The 19,436-nt window shown below is 37.2% G+C and carries 24 protein-coding genes and 1 pseudogene; 12 read left to right on the top strand and 13 right to left on the bottom strand.

Annotated features, from left to right (window positions below; translation table 11 throughout):
- Positions 1-119: 119 nt before the first annotated feature.
- The gene (locus AC07U8_RS03870) at positions 120-932 is read right to left on the bottom strand and encodes a lysophospholipid acyltransferase family protein (protein WP_494737367.1); all 813 of its coding nucleotides are present in this window, start codon (positions 930-932) and stop codon (positions 120-122) included.
- Between the two features lie 348 nt (positions 933-1,280).
- On the opposite strand from AC07U8_RS03870, the gene hflX reads away from it, so the two are divergent.
- From hflX to AC07U8_RS03845, 5 genes are all read left to right on the top strand, one after another.
- A complete protein-coding gene (gene hflX, locus AC07U8_RS03865; protein ID WP_494737366.1) occupies positions 1,281-2,612 on the top strand; it encodes a ribosome rescue GTPase HflX in 1,332 nt (443 codons plus the stop codon).
- A 43-nt stretch (positions 2,613-2,655) separates the two neighbouring features.
- Positions 2,656-3,027: a hypothetical protein gene (locus tag AC07U8_RS03860; RefSeq protein WP_034610058.1), complete on the top strand. Its 372-nt coding sequence runs from the start codon at positions 2,656-2,658 to the stop codon at positions 3,025-3,027.
- Between the two features lie 9 nt (positions 3,028-3,036).
- Positions 3,037-3,705, top strand: a complete 669-nt coding sequence (locus AC07U8_RS03855; protein ID WP_004722933.1) for an LrgB family protein — start codon at positions 3,037-3,039, stop codon at positions 3,703-3,705.
- A 94-nt stretch (positions 3,706-3,799) separates the two neighbouring features.
- Positions 3,800-4,243: a DUF2147 domain-containing protein gene (locus tag AC07U8_RS03850; RefSeq protein WP_004819221.1), complete on the top strand. Its 444-nt coding sequence runs from the start codon at positions 3,800-3,802 to the stop codon at positions 4,241-4,243.
- Between the two features lie 52 nt (positions 4,244-4,295).
- Positions 4,296-4,742 (top strand): DUF2147 domain-containing protein, encoded by a 447-nt coding sequence (locus tag AC07U8_RS03845; RefSeq protein ID WP_494737365.1) that lies wholly within the window; start codon positions 4,296-4,298, stop codon positions 4,740-4,742.
- 130 nt (positions 4,743-4,872) lie between these two features.
- Here the strand turns inward: AC07U8_RS03845 and AC07U8_RS03840 are convergent, their stop codons facing one another.
- The 4 genes from AC07U8_RS03840 to AC07U8_RS03825 form a co-directional block, all read right to left on the bottom strand.
- Positions 4,873-5,721, bottom strand: coding sequence for a symmetrical bis(5'-nucleosyl)-tetraphosphatase (locus AC07U8_RS03840; protein WP_096733260.1), 849 nt, complete (start codon positions 5,719-5,721; stop codon positions 4,873-4,875).
- Positions 5,722-6,534, bottom strand: coding sequence for a 16S rRNA (adenine(1518)-N(6)/adenine(1519)-N(6))-dimethyltransferase RsmA (gene rsmA, locus AC07U8_RS03835; RefSeq protein WP_494737364.1), 813 nt, complete (start codon positions 6,532-6,534; stop codon positions 5,722-5,724). It lies immediately after the preceding gene.
- A gap of 38 nt (positions 6,535-6,572) precedes the next feature.
- The gene (pdxA, locus tag AC07U8_RS03830) at positions 6,573-7,544 is read right to left on the bottom strand and encodes a 4-hydroxythreonine-4-phosphate dehydrogenase PdxA (protein ID WP_096733258.1); all 972 of its coding nucleotides are present in this window, start codon (positions 7,542-7,544) and stop codon (positions 6,573-6,575) included.
- Between the two features lie 423 nt (positions 7,545-7,967).
- Positions 7,968-8,990 (bottom strand): hypothetical protein, encoded by a 1,023-nt coding sequence (locus AC07U8_RS03825; protein WP_494737363.1) that lies wholly within the window; start codon positions 8,988-8,990, stop codon positions 7,968-7,970.
- A 252-nt stretch (positions 8,991-9,242) separates the two neighbouring features.
- On the opposite strand from AC07U8_RS03825, the gene rplM reads away from it, so the two are divergent.
- Both rplM and rpsI read left to right on the top strand, forming a co-directional pair.
- The gene (rplM, locus tag AC07U8_RS03820; protein WP_004722943.1) at positions 9,243-9,671 is read left to right on the top strand and encodes a 50S ribosomal protein L13; all 429 of its coding nucleotides are present in this window, start codon (positions 9,243-9,245) and stop codon (positions 9,669-9,671) included.
- 12 nt (positions 9,672-9,683) lie between these two features.
- Entirely contained in the window at positions 9,684-10,070 is a 387-nt protein-coding gene (gene rpsI, locus AC07U8_RS03815) for a 30S ribosomal protein S9 (RefSeq protein WP_004647927.1), read from the top strand.
- Between the two features lie 177 nt (positions 10,071-10,247).
- On the opposite strand, the pseudogene AC07U8_RS03810 reads toward rpsI, so the two are convergent.
- A pseudogene (locus AC07U8_RS03810) lies at positions 10,248-10,571 on the bottom strand (hypothetical protein); the annotation flags it as partial.
- 170 nt (positions 10,572-10,741) lie between these two features.
- Here AC07U8_RS03810 and AC07U8_RS03805 point away from each other — a divergent pair.
- From AC07U8_RS03805 to AC07U8_RS03785, 5 genes are all read left to right on the top strand, one after another.
- Positions 10,742-11,395 (top strand): glutathione S-transferase N-terminal domain-containing protein, encoded by a 654-nt coding sequence (locus AC07U8_RS03805; protein WP_096733256.1) that lies wholly within the window; start codon positions 10,742-10,744, stop codon positions 11,393-11,395.
- Positions 11,396-11,421: 26 nt separating this feature from the next.
- Complete coding sequence (locus AC07U8_RS03800; protein WP_096733254.1) at positions 11,422-11,862, top strand: ClpXP protease specificity-enhancing factor; 441 nt, start codon at positions 11,422-11,424, stop codon at positions 11,860-11,862.
- A gap of 15 nt (positions 11,863-11,877) precedes the next feature.
- A complete protein-coding gene (locus tag AC07U8_RS03795) occupies positions 11,878-12,537 on the top strand; it encodes a hypothetical protein (protein ID WP_034610038.1) in 660 nt (219 codons plus the stop codon).
- 457 nt (positions 12,538-12,994) lie between these two features.
- Positions 12,995-13,966, top strand: coding sequence for a hypothetical protein (locus AC07U8_RS03790; protein ID WP_494737362.1), 972 nt, complete (start codon positions 12,995-12,997; stop codon positions 13,964-13,966).
- 14 nt (positions 13,967-13,980) lie between these two features.
- A complete protein-coding gene (locus AC07U8_RS03785; RefSeq protein WP_004722957.1) occupies positions 13,981-14,514 on the top strand; it encodes a GTP-binding protein in 534 nt (177 codons plus the stop codon).
- Positions 14,515-14,669: 155 nt separating this feature from the next.
- On the opposite strand, the gene AC07U8_RS03780 is transcribed toward AC07U8_RS03785, so the two are convergent.
- The 7 genes from AC07U8_RS03780 to AC07U8_RS03750 all read right to left on the bottom strand — a co-directional run bounded on the left by AC07U8_RS03780 (position 14,670) and on the right by AC07U8_RS03750 (position 19,407).
- On the bottom strand, positions 14,670-15,518 hold the full coding sequence (locus AC07U8_RS03780) for a GGDEF domain-containing protein (protein ID WP_096733250.1): 849 nt from the start codon (positions 15,516-15,518) through the stop codon (positions 14,670-14,672).
- A 693-nt stretch (positions 15,519-16,211) separates the two neighbouring features.
- A complete protein-coding gene (locus AC07U8_RS03775; RefSeq protein WP_096733248.1) occupies positions 16,212-16,679 on the bottom strand; it encodes a hypothetical protein in 468 nt (155 codons plus the stop codon).
- Between the two features lie 249 nt (positions 16,680-16,928).
- The gene (locus tag AC07U8_RS03770) at positions 16,929-17,378 is read right to left on the bottom strand and encodes a hypothetical protein (protein WP_494737361.1); all 450 of its coding nucleotides are present in this window, start codon (positions 17,376-17,378) and stop codon (positions 16,929-16,931) included.
- A 371-nt stretch (positions 17,379-17,749) separates the two neighbouring features.
- Positions 17,750-17,953 (bottom strand): hypothetical protein, encoded by a 204-nt coding sequence (locus AC07U8_RS03765; RefSeq protein ID WP_004722965.1) that lies wholly within the window; start codon positions 17,951-17,953, stop codon positions 17,750-17,752.
- 292 nt (positions 17,954-18,245) lie between these two features.
- On the bottom strand, positions 18,246-18,821 hold the full coding sequence (locus tag AC07U8_RS03760; RefSeq protein ID WP_494737360.1) for a DUF4126 domain-containing protein: 576 nt from the start codon (positions 18,819-18,821) through the stop codon (positions 18,246-18,248).
- A gap of 126 nt (positions 18,822-18,947) precedes the next feature.
- Positions 18,948-19,082, bottom strand: coding sequence for a zinc ribbon-containing protein (locus AC07U8_RS03755; protein ID WP_004722968.1), 135 nt, complete (start codon positions 19,080-19,082; stop codon positions 18,948-18,950).
- 172 nt (positions 19,083-19,254) lie between these two features.
- Positions 19,255-19,407 (bottom strand): hypothetical protein, encoded by a 153-nt coding sequence (locus tag AC07U8_RS03750; protein ID WP_167468928.1) that lies wholly within the window; start codon positions 19,405-19,407, stop codon positions 19,255-19,257.
- Positions 19,408-19,436: the final 29 nt, after the last annotated feature.

Below are 19,436 nucleotides of genomic sequence, written 5' to 3'. Positions count from 1 at the left end.
ATCATCATCTCATGTGGTAAATGATGCACGCTTAAAAGATCATACTCATTTACCACAGAGACATAGCTAGTTTCGCTTCTACTTAAACCAATCTAAAAGCTTTTGATCCTTAGCAAAGCTTAGCCCTGCAAGACTTCTTTCTGTAGATCTTCCAAACCTTTTTGCATCATCACTTGCACTTGTTGCGTCAGGCTTTCAACCGTATGCCCTTCTGTTGCAATCGCAGGAAAGGTTTTAAGGTGCGCCACAACCTTTGGCATTTCCAGCACAGCTTGGACATGTTCGACAAATGTGGTTTCGCCAATAAAAGGTACCACGGTATCTAATTTCCCGTGTTGATTTACATAGCAAATCACACATACTTGTACGGGTTTCTTGGCTTCGATTGCTGCACCTAAGATCCGACCATGTACTTTTTTGACTTTTGAACCATCAGTGGTGGTTGCTTCAGGGAAAAACAACACTGGAATATCTTTACTTAAGAACTCAGCGATTTGCTCTCGAATACGCACCGAATCCCCTGAACCACGTTTAATAAATAAGGTTCCACCACCTTTAGCCAAATTGCCAAAAACTGGCCATTTTTCAATTTCAGCTTTCGCTAAAAAGAATACCCGTGCCCCTGAACCTAAAACAGCAATATCCAACCATGAAATATGATTACTCACCCACAATGCTGGTTCACGCGGAATATCGCCATGTACACGCACGTCGACATTAAATACTTCACTTAAACGGCGACAAAAATACTGCACATAACGGGTATTTTTAGGATTATTCGGATCTTTATAGAGTTGATGGCGGTAAACCAGATAAAAGCCTTCTGCAACAGCAGATGTTCCTGATACCAGTTTTTTACTGTACAAAAAGACTTTAGATAAAGCACTTAATTTCGATGATTTTGACTTTTTGATTGCTTGTTGTTGAGTCATAGATATTCACTAAACAAAATGTATGTCATATTAAACTGACACTATTGTATACATATCTAAATCAACTTGCATTCATCATTAAAGACAACAACATTGATTTACTGTGCGAAATGAATAGCCAAATCAGCTCAACGCTAAATTGTGGCAAAAATTACGCGCCATCCAGCTGCTATGGATTTTTACTAAATTTTAACTCCCCGTTAAAACAACAGGAAAACCCAAATTAAGATTTCACTATCAATTCATATATTTATAATTTTATTGCAATACTTTGCATACGGCTTAGGATTTAACACAGAATATCCTTTAGAATGATTTTTCTAATCTAATGTCTGAGTTTTACAATCTGTGGAATACTTTGATCAAAATCAAGGTGGTGAAAAAACCATTTTAGTCAGTGTGAATGTTCAAATCTTAGAAGATCTTGATGCAGAAGAATTTCGATTACTGGCTAAATCTGCGGGCGCGGATATATTAGAGCATTTAAGCGTACAACGGATTAAACCCGATCCTAAATTCTTTATTGGTTCAGGTAAAGCAGAAGAAATTGCTGCACAAGTTGAGGCAGATGAAGTGGAGTTGGTTATTTTCGACCAAGCACTGTCACCCGCTCAGGAACGTAATTTAGAACGTATTTTAAAATGTCGTGTGATTGACCGTACGGGTTTGATTCTGGATATTTTTGCGCAGCGTGCCCGTACCCATGAAGGTAAGCTGCAAGTTGAATTGGCTCAGTTAGATCATCTTTCTTCACGTTTAGTCCGCAGCCGTAGCAATTTGGACAGTCAAAAAGGCGGTATTGGTCTACGTGGACCTGGTGAAACCTTACTTGAAACAGATCGACGTCTATTACGCATCCGTATGGAACAGCTCAAAGATCGTCTGGAAAAAGTCCGAAAAACACGTATTCAAGGCCGTGCTGCTCGCCAAAAAGCCAATATTCCAACTGTGTCTTTGGTCGGTTATACCAATGCAGGCAAATCAACACTTTTTAATATTTTGGCAAATAGTGATGTTTATGCAGCAGATCAATTATTTGCCACACTCGATCCAACCTTACGCCGTTTAGATTGGGATGGTATTGGTACGCTTGTTCTTGCAGACACTGTTGGTTTTGTGCGCAATCTCGCTCATTCTTTAGTCGAATCCTTTAAGGCAACTTTGGAAGAAACTTTAGAAGCCACTTTACTGTTACATATCATCGATTCGAGTAGTCCAGATGTTATGGAACAGATTGATGCTGTAGAAACGGTGTTAAATGAAATTGGCACAGATGTTCCGATATTAAGAGTCTATAACAAGATCGATCAAAGCGGAGAAGAAGCCAAAATCGTTTATGCCAAACCGCATCAACCTGAGCGTGTTTATGTTTCAGCCCATACACAACAAGGTTTAGACCTGTTACGTAAAGCAGTACATGAATGTTTGATGGGCCAAATTCAACGTTTTGAACTGCAATTAAAACCCGCTTATGGCAAGTTAAAAAATCAACTTTACGATCTTAACGTCATCGAATCTGAGCATTATGATGATCAAGGCAACTTACAATTGGTGGTTGCCATGGCACCACAAAAACTGGAACAGCTCATCAATCAGGCACATTTACCGCTCGTTGAAATCCTTGGCAATAAGGCAGAACAATTTAAAAGGCCGTTAGAAGAGTTTGAAATAAAGCGCTAAATCGGTTAAAACGTGAAAGATCAATTTTTATAAATAAACACACATGGATCAGTTAAAAGGTATCGATTGGCAAGCATGGATCTTCACAATAGGACTTATCATCTTCTTTCGTGAAGCTTCTGTGTTGGTGATGTCACAATTTAATCATCCTGAATTGGGCAATTTAACAGGTCTACTCAGCCTACTGTTTGTGTTGGTTTTATGGCGTAGATTCAAAAAAATCCCTGCCCGTCTGGTCGATACCAATAATAAATTAATGAGAGAAAGTGGCTTTGCCTTCCTACCGATATGTGCGGGTTCATTAATCATGCTGGTCAGTATGGGAAAGGAGATCCCCTTATTTCTGGTTGTGATGTTTGTCAGCACACTGATTCCGCTCTGGATTTATGCAAAAATGGCGAAGAAGTGGCTATAGGAGGCTGATATGTTAAGTGTACTCACTGGGTTTTTAATCACGCTAATTGCCTACTTGGCAGCGAAACCAATTAATAAACGCTTTCCTCAAATTCCGCTTCTGGTCATTGGCATGTTTTTTGTGATTGGAATTTTAATGATCTTTAAAATTCCTTATGAAAAATACAATACCGATATGAATGGTCTATTTAGCCACCTACTCGGTTATGTCACTGTGGCATTGGCTATTCCATTAGCCGCAATGCGTTATGATGATTTACCACTGAAATCTGTTGTGGGGATCTTGGTGTTTGCCAGTATCAGCGCTGTTGCATTACCCATGAGTTTGGCTTATTTACTGCATATGTCAGAACCGACCATCATGGCCTTTGCCACACGTGCTGTGACTACGCCAATTGCAATCAATATTGCAACTTTATTGCACTCACCAGTCACATTAGTGATTTTGATCGTCATTTTATCAGGCGTGATTGGGGCCGCATTTTCATCGATTATTTTACGTAATATTAATGATGAACGCGCGTCTGGCTTGGCTTTAGGACTGGCTGCACATGCCATCGGAACAGCTCAAGCTTGGCAACGTGGTGCGGTTGCAGGTCGTTATGCAGCCTTTGGAATGGCAGTAAATGCGGTGTTCACAGCTATCTGGTTGCCAACATTTATACTTTTTATAAAATAAATGTGATTTAGTTTACTTTTCACATGATTGCCTAGAGTAATTATTCAGCTTAAGATGAACTATTCTTTCCCCCATTTTGATAAGGAATCAATAAATGAGGTTTAATAAGTTCATCTTAGGGACATTATTTTCTGTTTTAAGCTGTAGCAGTATGGCAAAAGATATCACTGGTACTTGGAAAAATATCGATGATAAAACTGGCTCATCTAAAGCTGTGCTTGAAATACGCAAAGAAGCCAATGGCACATATACCGGTAAAATCATCAAAATTACCCCACGTCCCGGTTATACTCCAAAAGAAACCTGTATAGACTGTCCAGCGCCTTATACCAATAAACCCATTTTAGGTATGGATGTTCTTAAAAATCTCAAACAAACCAGTGAAGAAGATTATGTTGGTGGAAAAATTATTGACCCACTTACAGGTAAAATTTATTCCATGAAAGCCAAACTCAACTCAAACGGTAATCGCTTAATGTTAAGAGGTTATGTGGGGGTGTCTGCACTTGGTCGTAGTCAAACTTGGATTCGTGAATAAGGTCTTATTCACGAATCACAACATTTAAACTTAAAAGAAAATAGGTATGCTTATGAAAAAAGGAATTTTCAGTTGTATGCTACTGGGAATGATCAGCTGGACACATGCAGCTGACATCACTGGCACATGGCGCACTGTTGATGATAAAACAGGTTATGTTCGTGCACATATTCAAATCGAGAAACTAAAAGATGATACTTATGTCGGGAAAATCATTAAAGATTTTCCTGCACCAGGCGAAGCTGCTTTAACACAATGTCGCAATTGCCCCGCACCTTTTACCAATAAACCCATTATTGGCTTAACTATTTTACAAAAGTTAAAAGCTGATCCAAACAACCCAAACAGCTATATTGGTGGTGAAGTTCTGGATCCTCGCGGAGGAAAAATTTATCATGGCAAAGCCCACTTAAATGCAAGTGGAAACCGCCTGACCTTACGTGGCTATCTTGGTATTTCGCTGATTGGTCGAAGTCAGACATGGATTCGACAAGAATAATTTGCTTTTTAATTGATAGATAAATTCGCCATTTAAAAGATTAAAATCATTGAAAATGGCGCATTGACACTATGCTTGAATCTCGTGATATTGCCCAAAATAAAAGCCACATGTTGTGGCTTTATTCATATCAAAAAACAGGATTATCGACACTAAAAAGTTGTTGATCTTCTAGTCGATAAGCCAGCAGTTGATGCCCCCAAACACAGCCACCATCTACATTTTGGATTTGCGCGTTGATACGCTCACCTTGCAACGCTGCCCAGTGTCCAAAAATGATCTGATGTGTTTGTGCTGTCTGCGATTCAAATTTAAACCATGGCTGAAAACCTGCTGGCATCGGCTCATCCAAAGCATCTTTAAAGCTAAACTCTAAACGACCTTGTGCATCAGTCAGGCGCATACGGGTTAGATAATTGGTAATACAGCGTAAGCGAGCATGACCTTGTAAATCATCTGCCCATAAATCTGGCTCAGTGCCATACATCTCTTTTAGAAATGAATCCAGCACAGCAAAGTCTTCATGTGCTAAGACGGCTTCTACTTCTTTGGCCAACGCGGCAGTCTTTTCCGCATCCCAAATATTCGGAATACCCGCATGGGTCAAAATCGTCTTTTCATTGGGAAATAAACACAACGGTTGTTTACGCAACCAATCAATCAACTCATCACTTTCTAAAGCATGAATAACATCATCAATATGGTCTTTTTCTTTGAGTTTTTTGATCCCACGTGCAACCGCCAGCAGATTTAAATCATGATTGCCAAGGACTGTCGCAGCATTGCCTTGTTCGCATAATTTTTTGATAAAGCGTAATGCACCCACTGAATTTTCACCACGCGCGATTAAATCGCCCGCAAACCAAATAAAATCTTGATCAGCATCAAACTGGATTTCTTTGAGTAGTGCTTTCAGTGCTTCAAAACACCCTTGTACATCACCAATCACATAATTATATCTGACTTTTTCCAGCGCCATTTAAGCCACCATCTGGTCTGATAATGCAACAAACTGAGCCAATGTTAAGGTTTCTGGACGTGCCATCGGATCTACACCAGCATTTTCAAAACCGTCTTGAACCAACATGCCTTTTAAGCTATTGCGTAATGTTTTTCGGCGTTGGGTAAATACATGTGACACCAAACGAGCTAAGGCTTTTTCACTTTTAGCAACAATCGGCTTAGTCGCATAAGGCTCTAAACGGAATACCGCAGATGTTACTTTTGGTGGTGGATTGAATGATCCCGGTGGTACTTCAAACAAGAAAGTAGGTTTGCAGAAGTATTGGATCATCACCGACAAACGCCCATATTCTTTGGTGTTTGGCGATGCGGTAATACGATCAACCACTTCTTTTTGCAACATAAAATGCATGTCTTTGACTTTATCACCAAATTCCAAGAGATGAAAAAGCAAAGGCGTTGAAATATTATAAGGTAGGTTCCCGAGTACACGTAAAGGACGACCTTCCTGAAATAATTCAGTAAAATCATATTTTAACGCATCAGTTTCAATGATGGTGAGACGTTCAGGATGTGGTACTCGACCCGGCAAGCCTGCTGCCAAGTCACGATCCAGTTCTAGCACTGTCAAAGCATCACATTCACCATTTAGCGGTGAAGTTAAAGCAGCTAAACCCGGTCCGATTTCAACAATATTTTCCCCTGATCGTGGGGCAACAGAACGAACAATTTTGGCAATCACACGTTGGTCATGTAAGAAGTTTTGTCCAAAACGCTTACGCGTATGATGCCCTTCATCTTTAGGGTTTAAGGCATTAATTTGATACATAAAAAAAATCCAACGTGATAAATAAGGTTGTTTACAAATTAATTCGAACGAGCGAGATCAAGCGCCAAATCGACAGCAACATGCAAACTTGAACTTTTTGCAAGGCCTGTACCTGCAAGGGAGAGCGCAGTACCGTGATCAACTGAGGTCCGAATAAAAGGTAAACCTAAAGTAATATTAATGGCTTCGCCAAATCCCTGCGATTTTAACACAGGCAAACCCTGATCGTGATACATCGCTAAAACTGCATCCGCAACTTTTAAATTATCCACAGTAAATAGAGTATCAGCAGGCATACTTAAGCTCATGTCTATGCCTTGCGCTCGATAGCTTTCAAGCACTGGGTTAATCGTATCGATTTCTTCATGACCTAAGTAGCCACCCTCTCCAGCATGCGGGTTTAAGCCACACACCAAAATACGTGGATGATTAATTTTAAATTTTGTTTTTAAATCATGAACAAGAATATCAATCACCTGATGTAGACGCTCTTTGGTAATGGCATCTGCAACATCACGCAACGGTAAATGCGTGGTCACTAAAGCGACTCTTAACGTTTTGGTTGCAAGCATCATAACCACTCGTTCCACGCCTGCAAACTCTTGGTAGTATTCTGTATGACCGCTAAAGTAAATCCCTGCATCATTGATGATTGACTTTTGGACAGGTCCTGTCGCTACCCCAACACTCAGTCCTTGCATGGCATAGTATGCAGTTCGGCGTAATTGTTCGATCACATATGCAGAGTTTTGCGGGTTTAACTCCCCTAAAACAGCATCTACAGCTAAAGGAACATGCTCTACATAGAGCTGACCTTGAGCCAAACACTCCGTCTGTCCTTGATACTCAATCAGTTGAACAGTTTTGTTTAAAATTTTGGCACGATCCCTCAACATATTGATATCTGCCAATACAACAACTGGACGATCATCAACACGATCTGCCAAATCTAAACAAATATCTGGACCAATGCCAGCAGGCTCACCACTGGTTATATATAAAGGAAGCATCTAGAACTCTTTTAACAGACGTTGCATGGACAGTATACATCGGTTCTAAATTATCATTTCCAATTCAAGTTAATTTTTATATCGAATATAACGAAAACATGTAAAAAATTAACCGAAAACAATTTCTCAAGCCACCTATGCTACTCAATTGCAAACAATTTTCGCATTTCAGTATCAGATGCTTGAAATTTAGAATGAAAAATATATAAAAAAATACACCACTTATGCTGTAAATCAGCAACAAAATTGGGTTGATTACAAATCAAACTTAAAGTCTAAAAGAATTACCCTTTCTAAGACAATAGCATCCGACATATATTCATCATTGTAATCTAAGTCAAAATTAGCCATTCGATGACTATTCTTTTAACAATTCATTCTATAAAAATTAACGGATTGAATATCACATCGTAAACACAAGGCTTAGAGCTGACTTTTAGACGCTGGCCGAGTTTCTGGTTGAGCTTGCTGTTGATCAATTTCAGAGAAATCAAACATCGATTCAACGTCTTTTCCACACTGCGCAGGGTCAATATGTTGATCAAAGATTATTCTGACCCGCTGGTCTGGTTCAACTTTTCCATAGACTGTGTATTCGCCACTTCGACTTTTATCATCATCATCCTCCCATTGCACGACCGCATCAACTTCTTCGCCAATAGGGATATGTTGCGTTTGAATAAGCAATCCAACCGCTTGACAAGGATATGCAGATTGAATTTCTTCACTAAAATCGACAGTCATCCATTTTGCATCCAAGATCGTATCTAGTTCTCCTCGCTGTCGTTTTCTTGCTGCTTTTTCCTTGGTTTGTTGTGTTTGCTTTACTTGTTTATTTTTCCGTATTTTTTCATTTTCTCGTATGTTGTCTGAATTCATTTGATTGAACTGGGCTTTCTTTAATTGACTTGGTTTTAACTTGTTTGGCTTTAAAGAAAAGGGGATCTGTATTTGATTCTTTTGAGTTTGATTTTTTTGAACAAGTTTGCTTTCAACAGTTTTAGACGGTATCTTTTCATTTGGCGTTGTAGAAAAATCATGAAATGCTTCTGGCTCACACATATCAAAAACCACTCTTGCGATACCATCTGCACCAACAGTTCCTCTTAACTTATATTCGTCTCCATTGTCATTTTCTGGATCATATAGCGTAAGTGGAATCGTTGAGCCCGCAACAATATCTTTTGTTGTCACTTGAATACCTAAAGGCTGGCAAGTGACAGCCACATTGCCTTTTAATTCTGTAGAAAAATCTTCCGTCATCCATTGAACTGAGATAAGTCGATCTCCAAGATCAGCTTGATTTTGATAATCTACAGCAGCACGTGGATGAAGTTTCGGTAAAGATGATGCCTTATCCAGCAAATCCACTTGAGCAAAACTGAGGTTTAGGTTGCCTACCGCGACTAGGAGTAGAACGAATTTTATTGAATTTATTGTTTTCATTTTTGCCTGACTTATTTTCTTTATCTCATTTTTAATTATTCATGAATTCCGTCACAATTCCAATATAAATCAGAAAACCTTACAACATTTTATCCAAACTAAGCTTTGCTTTTAGGTACGTTTATCCATATAATGATGCGCTTGAAATTCAATATTTCAATTGCGACTCTAACTCTTTTCAGATAGAATTCGCACTCCTTTTTGTTTGGACAGATTCCATAGTCCAAACCAACTATAATAGGTAGTGGTTTAATGAAAACTCTCAGCGCTAAGCCAGCTGAAGTTCAACACGACTGGTATGTTGTTGATGCTTCTGGCAAAACTTTAGGTCGCCTTGCGACTGAAATCGCTCGTCGTTTACGCGGTAAACACAAAACTTCTTATACACCTCACGTTGACACTGGTGACTACATCGTTGTGATCAATGCTGAACAAGTACAAGTGACTGGTAAAAAATCACTTGATAAGAAATACTATCGCCACACTGGTTTCCCTGGTGGTATTCGTGAAACTAATTTCGAAAAATTAGTTGCTCACAAACCAGAAGAAATCTTCGAACGTGCTGTAAAAGGCATGTTGCCAAAAGGTCCTCTTGGTTACGCGATGATCAAGAAAATGAAAGTGTACGCTGGTACTGAGCATCCTCATACTGCTCAACAGCCACAAGTTTTGGACATCTAAGGGATACAGCACATGGCTACTAACTATGGTACAGGTCGCCGTAAGACCGCAACTGCACGTGTTTTCCTATCAGCTGGTACTGGTAAACTCGTAATCAACAACCGCACTCTTGAACAGTATTTCGGTCGTGAAACTGCTCGTATGGTTGTTCGTCAACCACTTGAGCTTTTAGAAGTTACTGAAAAATTTGACCTTTACATCACTGTTGCTGGTGGTGGTATCGGTGGTCAAGCAGGCGCTATCCGTCACGGTATTACTCGTGCATTGATCGCTTCTGATGAGACTTTAAAACCTGCTCTTCGTCAAGCTGGTTTCGTTACTCGTGATGCTCGTGAAGTTGAACGTAAGAAACTTGGTTTACGTAAAGCTCGTAAACGTCCTCAATTCTCTAAACGTTAATTCGTTTACCGAATCGGACAAAAAACCTCGGCATTTGCCGAGGTTTTTTTATGGGTTAACTATTCAAAGTTACTTTGTTTTATCTCGTTTAGAACAGTCCATGACAGCGTCAGTAATCCCATCTGCAGCTTTTGATTCTGTAATCGTACAGCCATTTTCCTGATACGTTCGAGTTTCCTTAGAAAACTTATGATCTTTCGGAAGCGGTGCATTACATGGCTTATCGGTCTTTACATTGACCATTTTCACAGGTCCATCATTATAGATCGTCACCTTACAGCCTTTTACGACATATTCTTGTTTGATTCCACCATACATTTCATCTTCAGAAGCAGCAGATGCGACATCACAGGCCTCATCAGCACTACATAAGGTCCCTGCTCCTGCCACTTCAGCTCCAGCCACTTCCGCTCCTGCAGCTTCGACTGCTTCAGCAGCAGCCTCTTGCACTTGAGCGTCTACAGATTGCTTCTTTGCATATGTATTTGAAATACCCATCACCAACAGCAATGCCAACGTTAATTTACTGTGCTTATTTATTAAATTCATAGGTTTATCCTTGTTTTCTATCTACTTGATAGCAATACCCACCATAAGCTTATTAAAGTTAAGATGATTTTATTGTCTATTTTTAGTATTCTACTCTATTCACTTCACTTAGTTTTTGGAATATGCCTGTCGAAAATGCACCTCAACAAGGGATTACGTTGTATAGCCACGAGGATGACTTTCGTTCACATTGGATTAGATTTCTTCTTGCAGAAAAACAAATTAAACACAGCTTAATCATTGTCGAAGAAGATGATGAAGATTTGGCCAGTTTAAATCCATATAATCAACTACCTATGCTGATTGAAAATGATTTAAAGCTGTTTAATACCAGTATTATTTCTGAATACTTGGATGACCGTTATCGACAAAATAAACTCTATGCGGATGCTCCAGCACCACGCGCAGAGCAAAGACAGTATATTTGGCGCTTTGAACAAGATTGGCTTAAACTTGCAGATATTATGCTACGCCACCCAGATACACTCAATGAAGCGGCAAAAAAGAATGCACAAAAACAATTAAAAGATACTTTGGTATCCCTTACCCCACTTTTTCAACATTATCCTTATTTTATGTCTGAAAACTTTACAATTTTAGATTGCATGTTAGCGCCAATTTTCATACGGTTAAAACATATGGGAATTGAATTACCGAAACAGCAATCTCGTCCAATTTTATTATATTGCCAACGGATTTTTAGCCGCCCAGCTTTTTTAAAGTCGATGACTTTTAAAGAGAAAAACAGATATAGTGAATTTTTGGCAAAATTCTAGATCGCAAATCAATAGAGTATTTTTTAATGTCTGAACAAGAATTGAACTTAACCCCAACTCGACCATACCTTGCACGCGCAATATATGAATGGATTTGCGACAACAATTTAACGCCATACTTACTTGTTGACGCAACCAAACCCTATACCGATGTACCACAACAATTTGTACAAGACGGGCAAATTGTGCTGAACATCGCGCCACATTCTGTGCATATGTTAAATATGACCAATGATGCAATTACCTTCTCTGCTCGTTTTAGTGGTGCATCTAAAGATATCTATGTGCCTATAAATGCGGTATTAGGCTTGTATGCGCGCGAAAATGGACAAGGATTATTCTTTGATCCAGATGAATATGCCAATGTGCAAATAGATGAAGATGTTTTAGAATCAAATACTAGTGAAGAAGTAGAAACTAAAACTGAGGCACCAAAGAAAAAACCAAGTTTAAGAATTTTAGAATAGAACAAGGAGAACTGAATGGCTTTTGATCTCGTACAATACTTTGCTGAGCAGATAAAGATTCAAAAGCCTCAGCTATTATCTCAATTAGAGCCTGCTCAACGTATAGCACATATTGAAGAACTCAATGCTTTAACCTTGGGTAAACTCATTACGCTATGGCGTAAAGATGATGATGCGTTGTATCAAGAAATTCTTTCGCAAGATCAGTTGTACAGCCAAGAAATTTCTCGACACCTCACCACCTCTACTCAGAATAAATCCAGTTTAGATAAATCTATACTTGAACCAGCAACAACGGAAATTCTTGAACTACAGCTTGCTGAATTAAAGCAACTTGAAACAGCGGGAAGTTTAGGTAAGCGAGGTCTTCGAGAATTGGTGATTGGGCAAATTGAGCACCTATCAGGTCAGGCGAAAGATTGGGTTTGGTCAACAAACGAACTAACCGAACTGATTGGCTCTCAACCTATACCCGAAGAAGAGATATCATTAGATGAAACGATGAAGGAGTTTAATCAAATGGTCAATGTTCAAAAAGCAGATCTTCATACAGATCATCAAGACGTCGTAGTAACCGAAACGGCAAACCCAACTTGGGCTAAAATTGCAGAACCTGTGGTGGCACTTGTGGTTTTGTATATTCTTTTTGAAGCAGCGACGAAGCTTTTTGCTTAATTTAGTTTGATAATTAAAAATTATAAAAAGCGATCGAAATGATCGCTTTTTTTCATGTAAAAAATACTTAAGTAATTTTAATCATTTCACGTGATTAAAATCACAGTAATAATATGATAAATGATAAAATATGCACAATCATAATAAATATTCAAATCACTATTAAGTTAAGCTTTTATTGATAAAAATAACTAAGCAATTTATTTAACTTTGAGATAGATTTTTTATAATAACTAATGTTAATTTAAAGCAATGAAACTCTCTAAACTTTAAGAAAAATTAACAGTTTACACAGGAGGATAATAATGCAAGAAATATACTGATTAAATGCCAATCAATTAAACATTAAAAAAATTATTTTACTGGAAAAAGAACAAATCTAGCGTTAACTTAAACTAACTACGACCGTTAAAAAGCAGTTTACACTTTAATTTTTTAATATTAGATAAGTGATATTATGAACAATCAATGTATCAATATCGCAATTTCAGGCTTAGGTTTAACCACCTCTGACGATCTTAAAATAAGACTTAGAAAAATTTTACCAACCAATATTGGTATAAATTGGACAAGTGTTTCAGATCAAAATATAAATTGTATTTTGATTAATGAGCAGTTTTTTGAAAATAATAATATCCAGAATATTATCCAAAATAAAAATATTCCTTATTTAAAAATTTCAAAACATAGTGAGCATAAAGAAAGTGCAGAAGATAATTTACTCTGCATCCCGATTTATGACGAATTCACGTTGAAAAACTGGGTCAATATCAAATTATTGCATCAGACTGAAACAGAACAGTTAGAACTTAGCCAAGTTCCAGATGATGAAGCTGAGGATCAACTTGAAATCAAAGAAATTGATTTTTTTGCAGCGCTTTTCCATCACGACAGTCGCAAAGTCATTTTAAATGATCATCTCGGCACAATAGCGATTATCGACCATCATGCACATCTGGCATGGCTAGAAGCCACCCGTGAAGAATACCAAACAGATCGCTCGATACACTACACCGCGGCAGTCACTGCGGACTTTATAAAAGTCTCTCGTAAACGACAATTCAATTTAGAAAATTGGTTATTTAACCTGATTTGGAAAAATCCCAATTTAATTACCGTACCTGCAGCTGATAAATATTATCGCCTCAAATTTTGGGTTCAACCCAATGAGCTGGATAAGAAATTACTGTTACAACTAAGTGCATGTTTTATTTCTGGGGCTGAGATTCAACACGTCTCAGACAAACTCAACATTCCAGTCACAACCGTGCAGCACTTTGTTGCTGCGAATTTAGCCATCCATAACGCTGAACTGATTTCAGCAAAAGAAAGCCTATTTGATAAAACATCAAGTGATACTGAGCAAACGGAAGAAAAAGGAATTTTAAAAAGCTTTTTTAACAAATTAAAAAGTCGATTTAAATTTTAAGGGATAAATACACGATGATTATTCAGAAGTATAAAATTGTTTTTGCAGGTTCAATGGGGGCAGGTAAAACTGAAGCGATTAAATCATTATCAGAAGTACCTGTATTAGCAACTGAAGCATTTAACACCGATGATCGTAGCCATAAAAAACTAAACACAACCGTGGGAATCGATTATGGCGAAGTAACCCTTGATGATGGCAGTAAAGTTGGGCTGTATGGCACACCAGGACAAGGTCGCTTTGACTTTATGTGGGGAGTGATATGCAAAGGCGCGATTGGTACGATTTTGTTGATTGATCATAGCTTAGCAACACCCTTAGATGAACTTGAATATTACCTCAATATTTTTAAACAGTATGGTGAAAACATTGTGATTGGAGTCACCCATATCGATGATGATATGAATAAGCCAACGCACCAATACCGTCAATGGTTGATGGAACGTAATTTAAATTTACCTGTGTTTTTTATTGATGCACGCAAGAAAGCCGATGTGTTATTGCTCTTAGAAACCTTAATCACCACATTAGAAGTAAAATATTTATAGACTATTGATATGTATCCGCTTACTGGAAGCGTATTCGGATACTCAAAATCACTATTTAAAGCCGTTATTTAAGCAACGGGGAAATAAAACCGAATCCACTTGATAGCATAAACCAATAAAATCTTTAGCCTTATTACTGTTTGTAAGGTTACTGTTTATAAGATTGCATGAATTGTTGTTTGTGACTTACCTTGTGCTTTAGACTGATACATCAATAAATCTGCCTGATGTGTTGCATCATCGACATTGTCAGGTAATTCATTGTAAATACGGATTCCCATACTAAAATCGATACCGAATTTTTGCTTTAAGCCACTAAATAAGAAACTATTTCTAAGTCGATTTGCATAGTCTTCAATTCCTTTTAAATCAGTATCTTGTAAGATCACTACAAATTCATCACCGCCCATACGAGCAACGACATCAGAATGGCGCGTCGCAGCTTTCAGTACATGGGCGAACTCAACCAAAACATCATCACCTTTGCTATGTCCATAGGTATCATTTACAGCTTTAAAGCCATCTAAATCTATAATAGCGACGGCTAAAGTTTGTTCTTTTTTGCAATATCGCTTTTTTAATGCCTGATACTCTAAGTTAAAAGCGCGAGTATTATTCAGTGATGTCAAAGAATCTTTCATTGCCATTAAGGTCATTTCATTTAAATTATTTTTTATTCTCAGCAATAAAAAAGCCACCACACTAAAGAAGCCTAGCCTTACACAAGCATTCCAGAATGGGATAATCGAGTTTGTATACTGGTGCCCTGCACTATAGTCAGCATATAACCAAGTAATCCCCGATAAAATAACTGCAATCATCGCGATATGCTTATTGTCGTACCATGCAGCAATAGAAACAGGAATCAGATAAAACACAGCAAATGAGTATTCATAGCCTGTCGCCAGATCAATTACACCTAAAATAATGATAATTAAAAGTAAACTAATACGACGCACAACCATCGAACTCATCAACAGATACGTCTCCAATTGTTTAATCATTTAGACATCATCCCTAGTCCAATAGCAGTAAGCATTTACAACAGCTTGAATATAAAAACCCAAAACAGTAACACTTCAAAAACAAACTAAAGCTATGTTTTAATTAATTTTAATAATCGAATTCAGACTTTATTCAGTCACTTATAGTTAAAATATTCAATAAAGTAAAGTTTTGAGTATGATGATTTTGAACTTCTTATGGATAATTTCTTAATTGCTTTGTAGTTAAGTTAATTAGATCAAATAAAAAGAATTGTACAGTATAATTTTTATCGAATTTTTCAGGATGAGCGGGAAAACAACTCTGGTTTACTTCAACTATTAAAACTTTGTAAGTTTTAATCCTATTGCCTATAAACTTGTGATTTATAGCGTCCTAAGCCGAATCGAGACCTTTTGGGTAAGTACTACACTCACGTTGTACGTAACTGGTAGCAATCTACTCTTTTCGATCCCTTACATCCTTGAGATAAATATTAACGAAATCAGCTCGGGATTATTTTCCTAAGATAGATTAATTTTTTTGTTTTTTAGGAAAATTTTCCTTGGAAAGTCACTTAATAAAGAAAATTTTCCAAGAAAGTATATTTAATGATTTTTTATTGCATAAATTCTAAAAAAAATGCAAATTTAATTTATAAATTTGCATTTTAGTCACTCTATTTCAATTGGCACACGCTTCAATCTGCTGAGTTAAGATACATCTTTTAATGAAGTGGCTTTACTATCACGCAAAATATCTTCCAAGCCTTTGCTATCCTGATTTAAAAATGCGGTTAAACTTGCTTTTACCTGTTCAAGGGTACTGTGTTTGATTGCAAATACTTCTTTATTTTTCCGCGTCATCAAGCCAAATAATTCACGTTGTGGGAAAATCAATTTGATATTGCTTTCGATCTTAAATTCAAAATCTTCACTTTTCGCATAAGCATTTAATGTAATTTTTAAAAATGCTTCTGACGCTGGGTTCAACACTGTAAAAATAGTGTTTCGACCATCCAGTTGTAATTGTAAAACACGTTGACGGCGCCAACTGATACTTTCAAATTTAGCCAATATCTCAGCAATGTCTAAATCGCTCTCGTGCTCCATCTCACGCTCATTGGTGTGATTAGGATACTGAATTTGAATTTCAAACTTGTTCATTATTTTATAACGCATACCCTTAAAATCTATTTGTAGTTTAACAATACTCTTTAAAATTAATAGCGATTTAAACTAAATATTTATAAATTAATTATTGATTTTAAAGTAAAAATTGCACAATCACTCACTATATTCAACTTTTATATGCACTAGGTATATTTTACCTATTGGTCAAATAATCAAGCGCGCTTATTGCTTTTTTTACAGATCAATAAGGAAGCTCAAGCTTCCTTATTTTATATAGAAGATGTCAATCTCTAGTCGTTATGCCAAACGATGCTCTTGTAGCATTTTTTTATGCATCAATTGTCGATATTGTTCTGTCATATCGTCGATTTGACCGTTTAGAAATAAGTTTAGCTGTTCTGAAACTTGTGATTGGTTTAAGTTTTTATACACCACATCATATTTCTTTTTACGTGTTAAAAGCCCAAGAAACTCTTTACTTTCAACAACCAGTTGGATATTGCTGTCGATCTGAAAAACAGGATCTGCTTTACTCGAGTGTGTATTTAACTGGATATGTAAATAAAGTTCTGTCTCAGTGTCTTGTACAGCAAAGGAGATATCAGAATTTTCAACTTGTCCCTGTGTCAGGAATAAACGACGCCAATTAATTGCATAAAATTTTGCACGAATTTGCTCAATGTCCTCCGCCTCAAATGACACGATATCTTGTGCAGGCAAATTGATCTCAACCTCGAACTTTCTCATTGTTCTCACCTATCCATGTGATGTTTATATTATGAGCTATTAATACCACTTATATCTTTGTTTTAAAACAATTATTTATGTTAAATCATTAAAATTTATTACTTTTTATCAAACACGCATCACAAAAATAAGATTATTTATTGATGAAGTTTTTATTAATTTTTCTATTTTTATATCAACCAGTAAAAAGTATCAGCATAACTGCCAAATTATTTTAAAAGATAAGTCAGCGTAAGACCTCAATATGACTTAAATTAATTGATGTCTAAATAGACATCAATTGAATAGATATACGTTCTAGCCTTTTTAATATTATGCTGTTCCACCACATAAAGATGGAACAGCAGGTAAAATTGGTGATGGTTAGCTTCTTAACAACAGCAAACACATCCCTTAATTTTTTCACGAGGCCAATTCATCTTTGCTCGTTTAATTGCCAACTCACTTGTCGCAAAAAAGCCCAGTAGATTTTGATTTTCCGCCTTAGGTAAATGCTCACAAGCTTTGCTTGCATTATGTACTTCATATACACCATTGGCTTGCGCATTTATATTGATAATAAATTTGTCCATCATAAAAGTTCCCCCCAATACTCTTAAAAAGACCTTGAGATTAAATCCATAAAGATGATGCTTTCATTAATCCCATAATAAAAGTATGCCTTTATGATACAAAAATCAATCTCTCTTTTATTGATTTATTGTTGGGGGAAATTTGTCTTTGTATTCGATTTAGAGTGAATCAACTTTCTATGTCAAAAAACAGAAAACACTTAATCCAATTTAATGACTCAACTCAATTGAATTGAATCATCATCCTCTTTGAATCTTGATAAACAGTTGATTCACAAATGCTAAAACACACTAACTACAATGGATGAACAATGCTTTCTTGTTTTTTCTTTCTTAACCAGCGAACAGCTAGCACCATCAAAATAATACCAACAACCACCACCAATACAGGAACGATAAGCGATAATACCGATACCACGATTGCCCCAATCCACTCACCTGTAGACACCAAAGGATTGGCTATTCCGCCTGTCGTTGCAGTAGATACACCACGAACCGCAACCGTTCCCATTTGTACAGCTGTTGCTGTACCACCACCAACGATAATCGCAGCCGCCCAGCTTGCAAACTGTGACATTTCACCTGTACTGACCGCCATGGTGGTCAATGTTCCAGCCACCATCGCTGCTGGCGTGGCAATAGTATCTAAAGCATTGTCGACCCAAGGAATATAGTACGCGCCAATTTCACAAATGGTTGCGACAGCTAAACCAATACATACCGATGGTATCGCTAACCACTCAAAACCTTTCATTGGCTCAAACCAGCCCATCAGTGATGCAACACTCATCACCAATAACGGTACAAATACACGAAAACCGCAGGCGGCACTTAAACCAATGCCAATACATAGACTCAGGATTGTTTCCATAATGATTTATCTGCCTTTTTCTCGTTATCCTTTGAACTATTCTTAAATTAACAAAAAGCCCTATCACTGGATAGGGCTTTTGTTTAAAACAGGGAGTATCTGTTTTATCTGTGCGGCTTAGCAATCTTATTTTTTAAATTGATTGCCAAGGCATTTGGTACACTGGGGTAAACGATCTGTACCAATTTCTAAGTAAGTGCGATGTCCGCATTGGACACAAAAATAGAAGCCTGTTCCGGGTTTTTCGCCAGCAGTAACCATTTTTGTTCTCCATAGGTTTTAGAAATGGTGAATAAAGTATAGCCATATTTTGATGTATGTCTACTGTCTATTTCTAAAAATGATGGTGTCATTTTTGCAAGAAATGATTTCAAGAGAGAAATTAATAGGTTTTTTGAGAGCTACTGCTTAATCATTAAATAGCGCAAACCATTTAAAGCTCTTCTCTTTCTTGAGGTGGCTCATCTGTTCTTTCTTCCTCATAAAAATCATCAGGCATCTGTGACAATACATTTAAAAGGCGTTCAGCTGTGATTGGTTCATCAGAATTTACAGTATCACTTTGAGTTTTTCGTAATAAAGACATTTTATTCCCCAAATAAAAACCCCACTTAA

This window comes from Acinetobacter sp. GW821-FHT01E09 (assembly GCF_059422385.1).
Note: the sequence above shows the minus strand (reverse complement) of the source record. Positions and strands in the feature narration are given on the sequence as shown.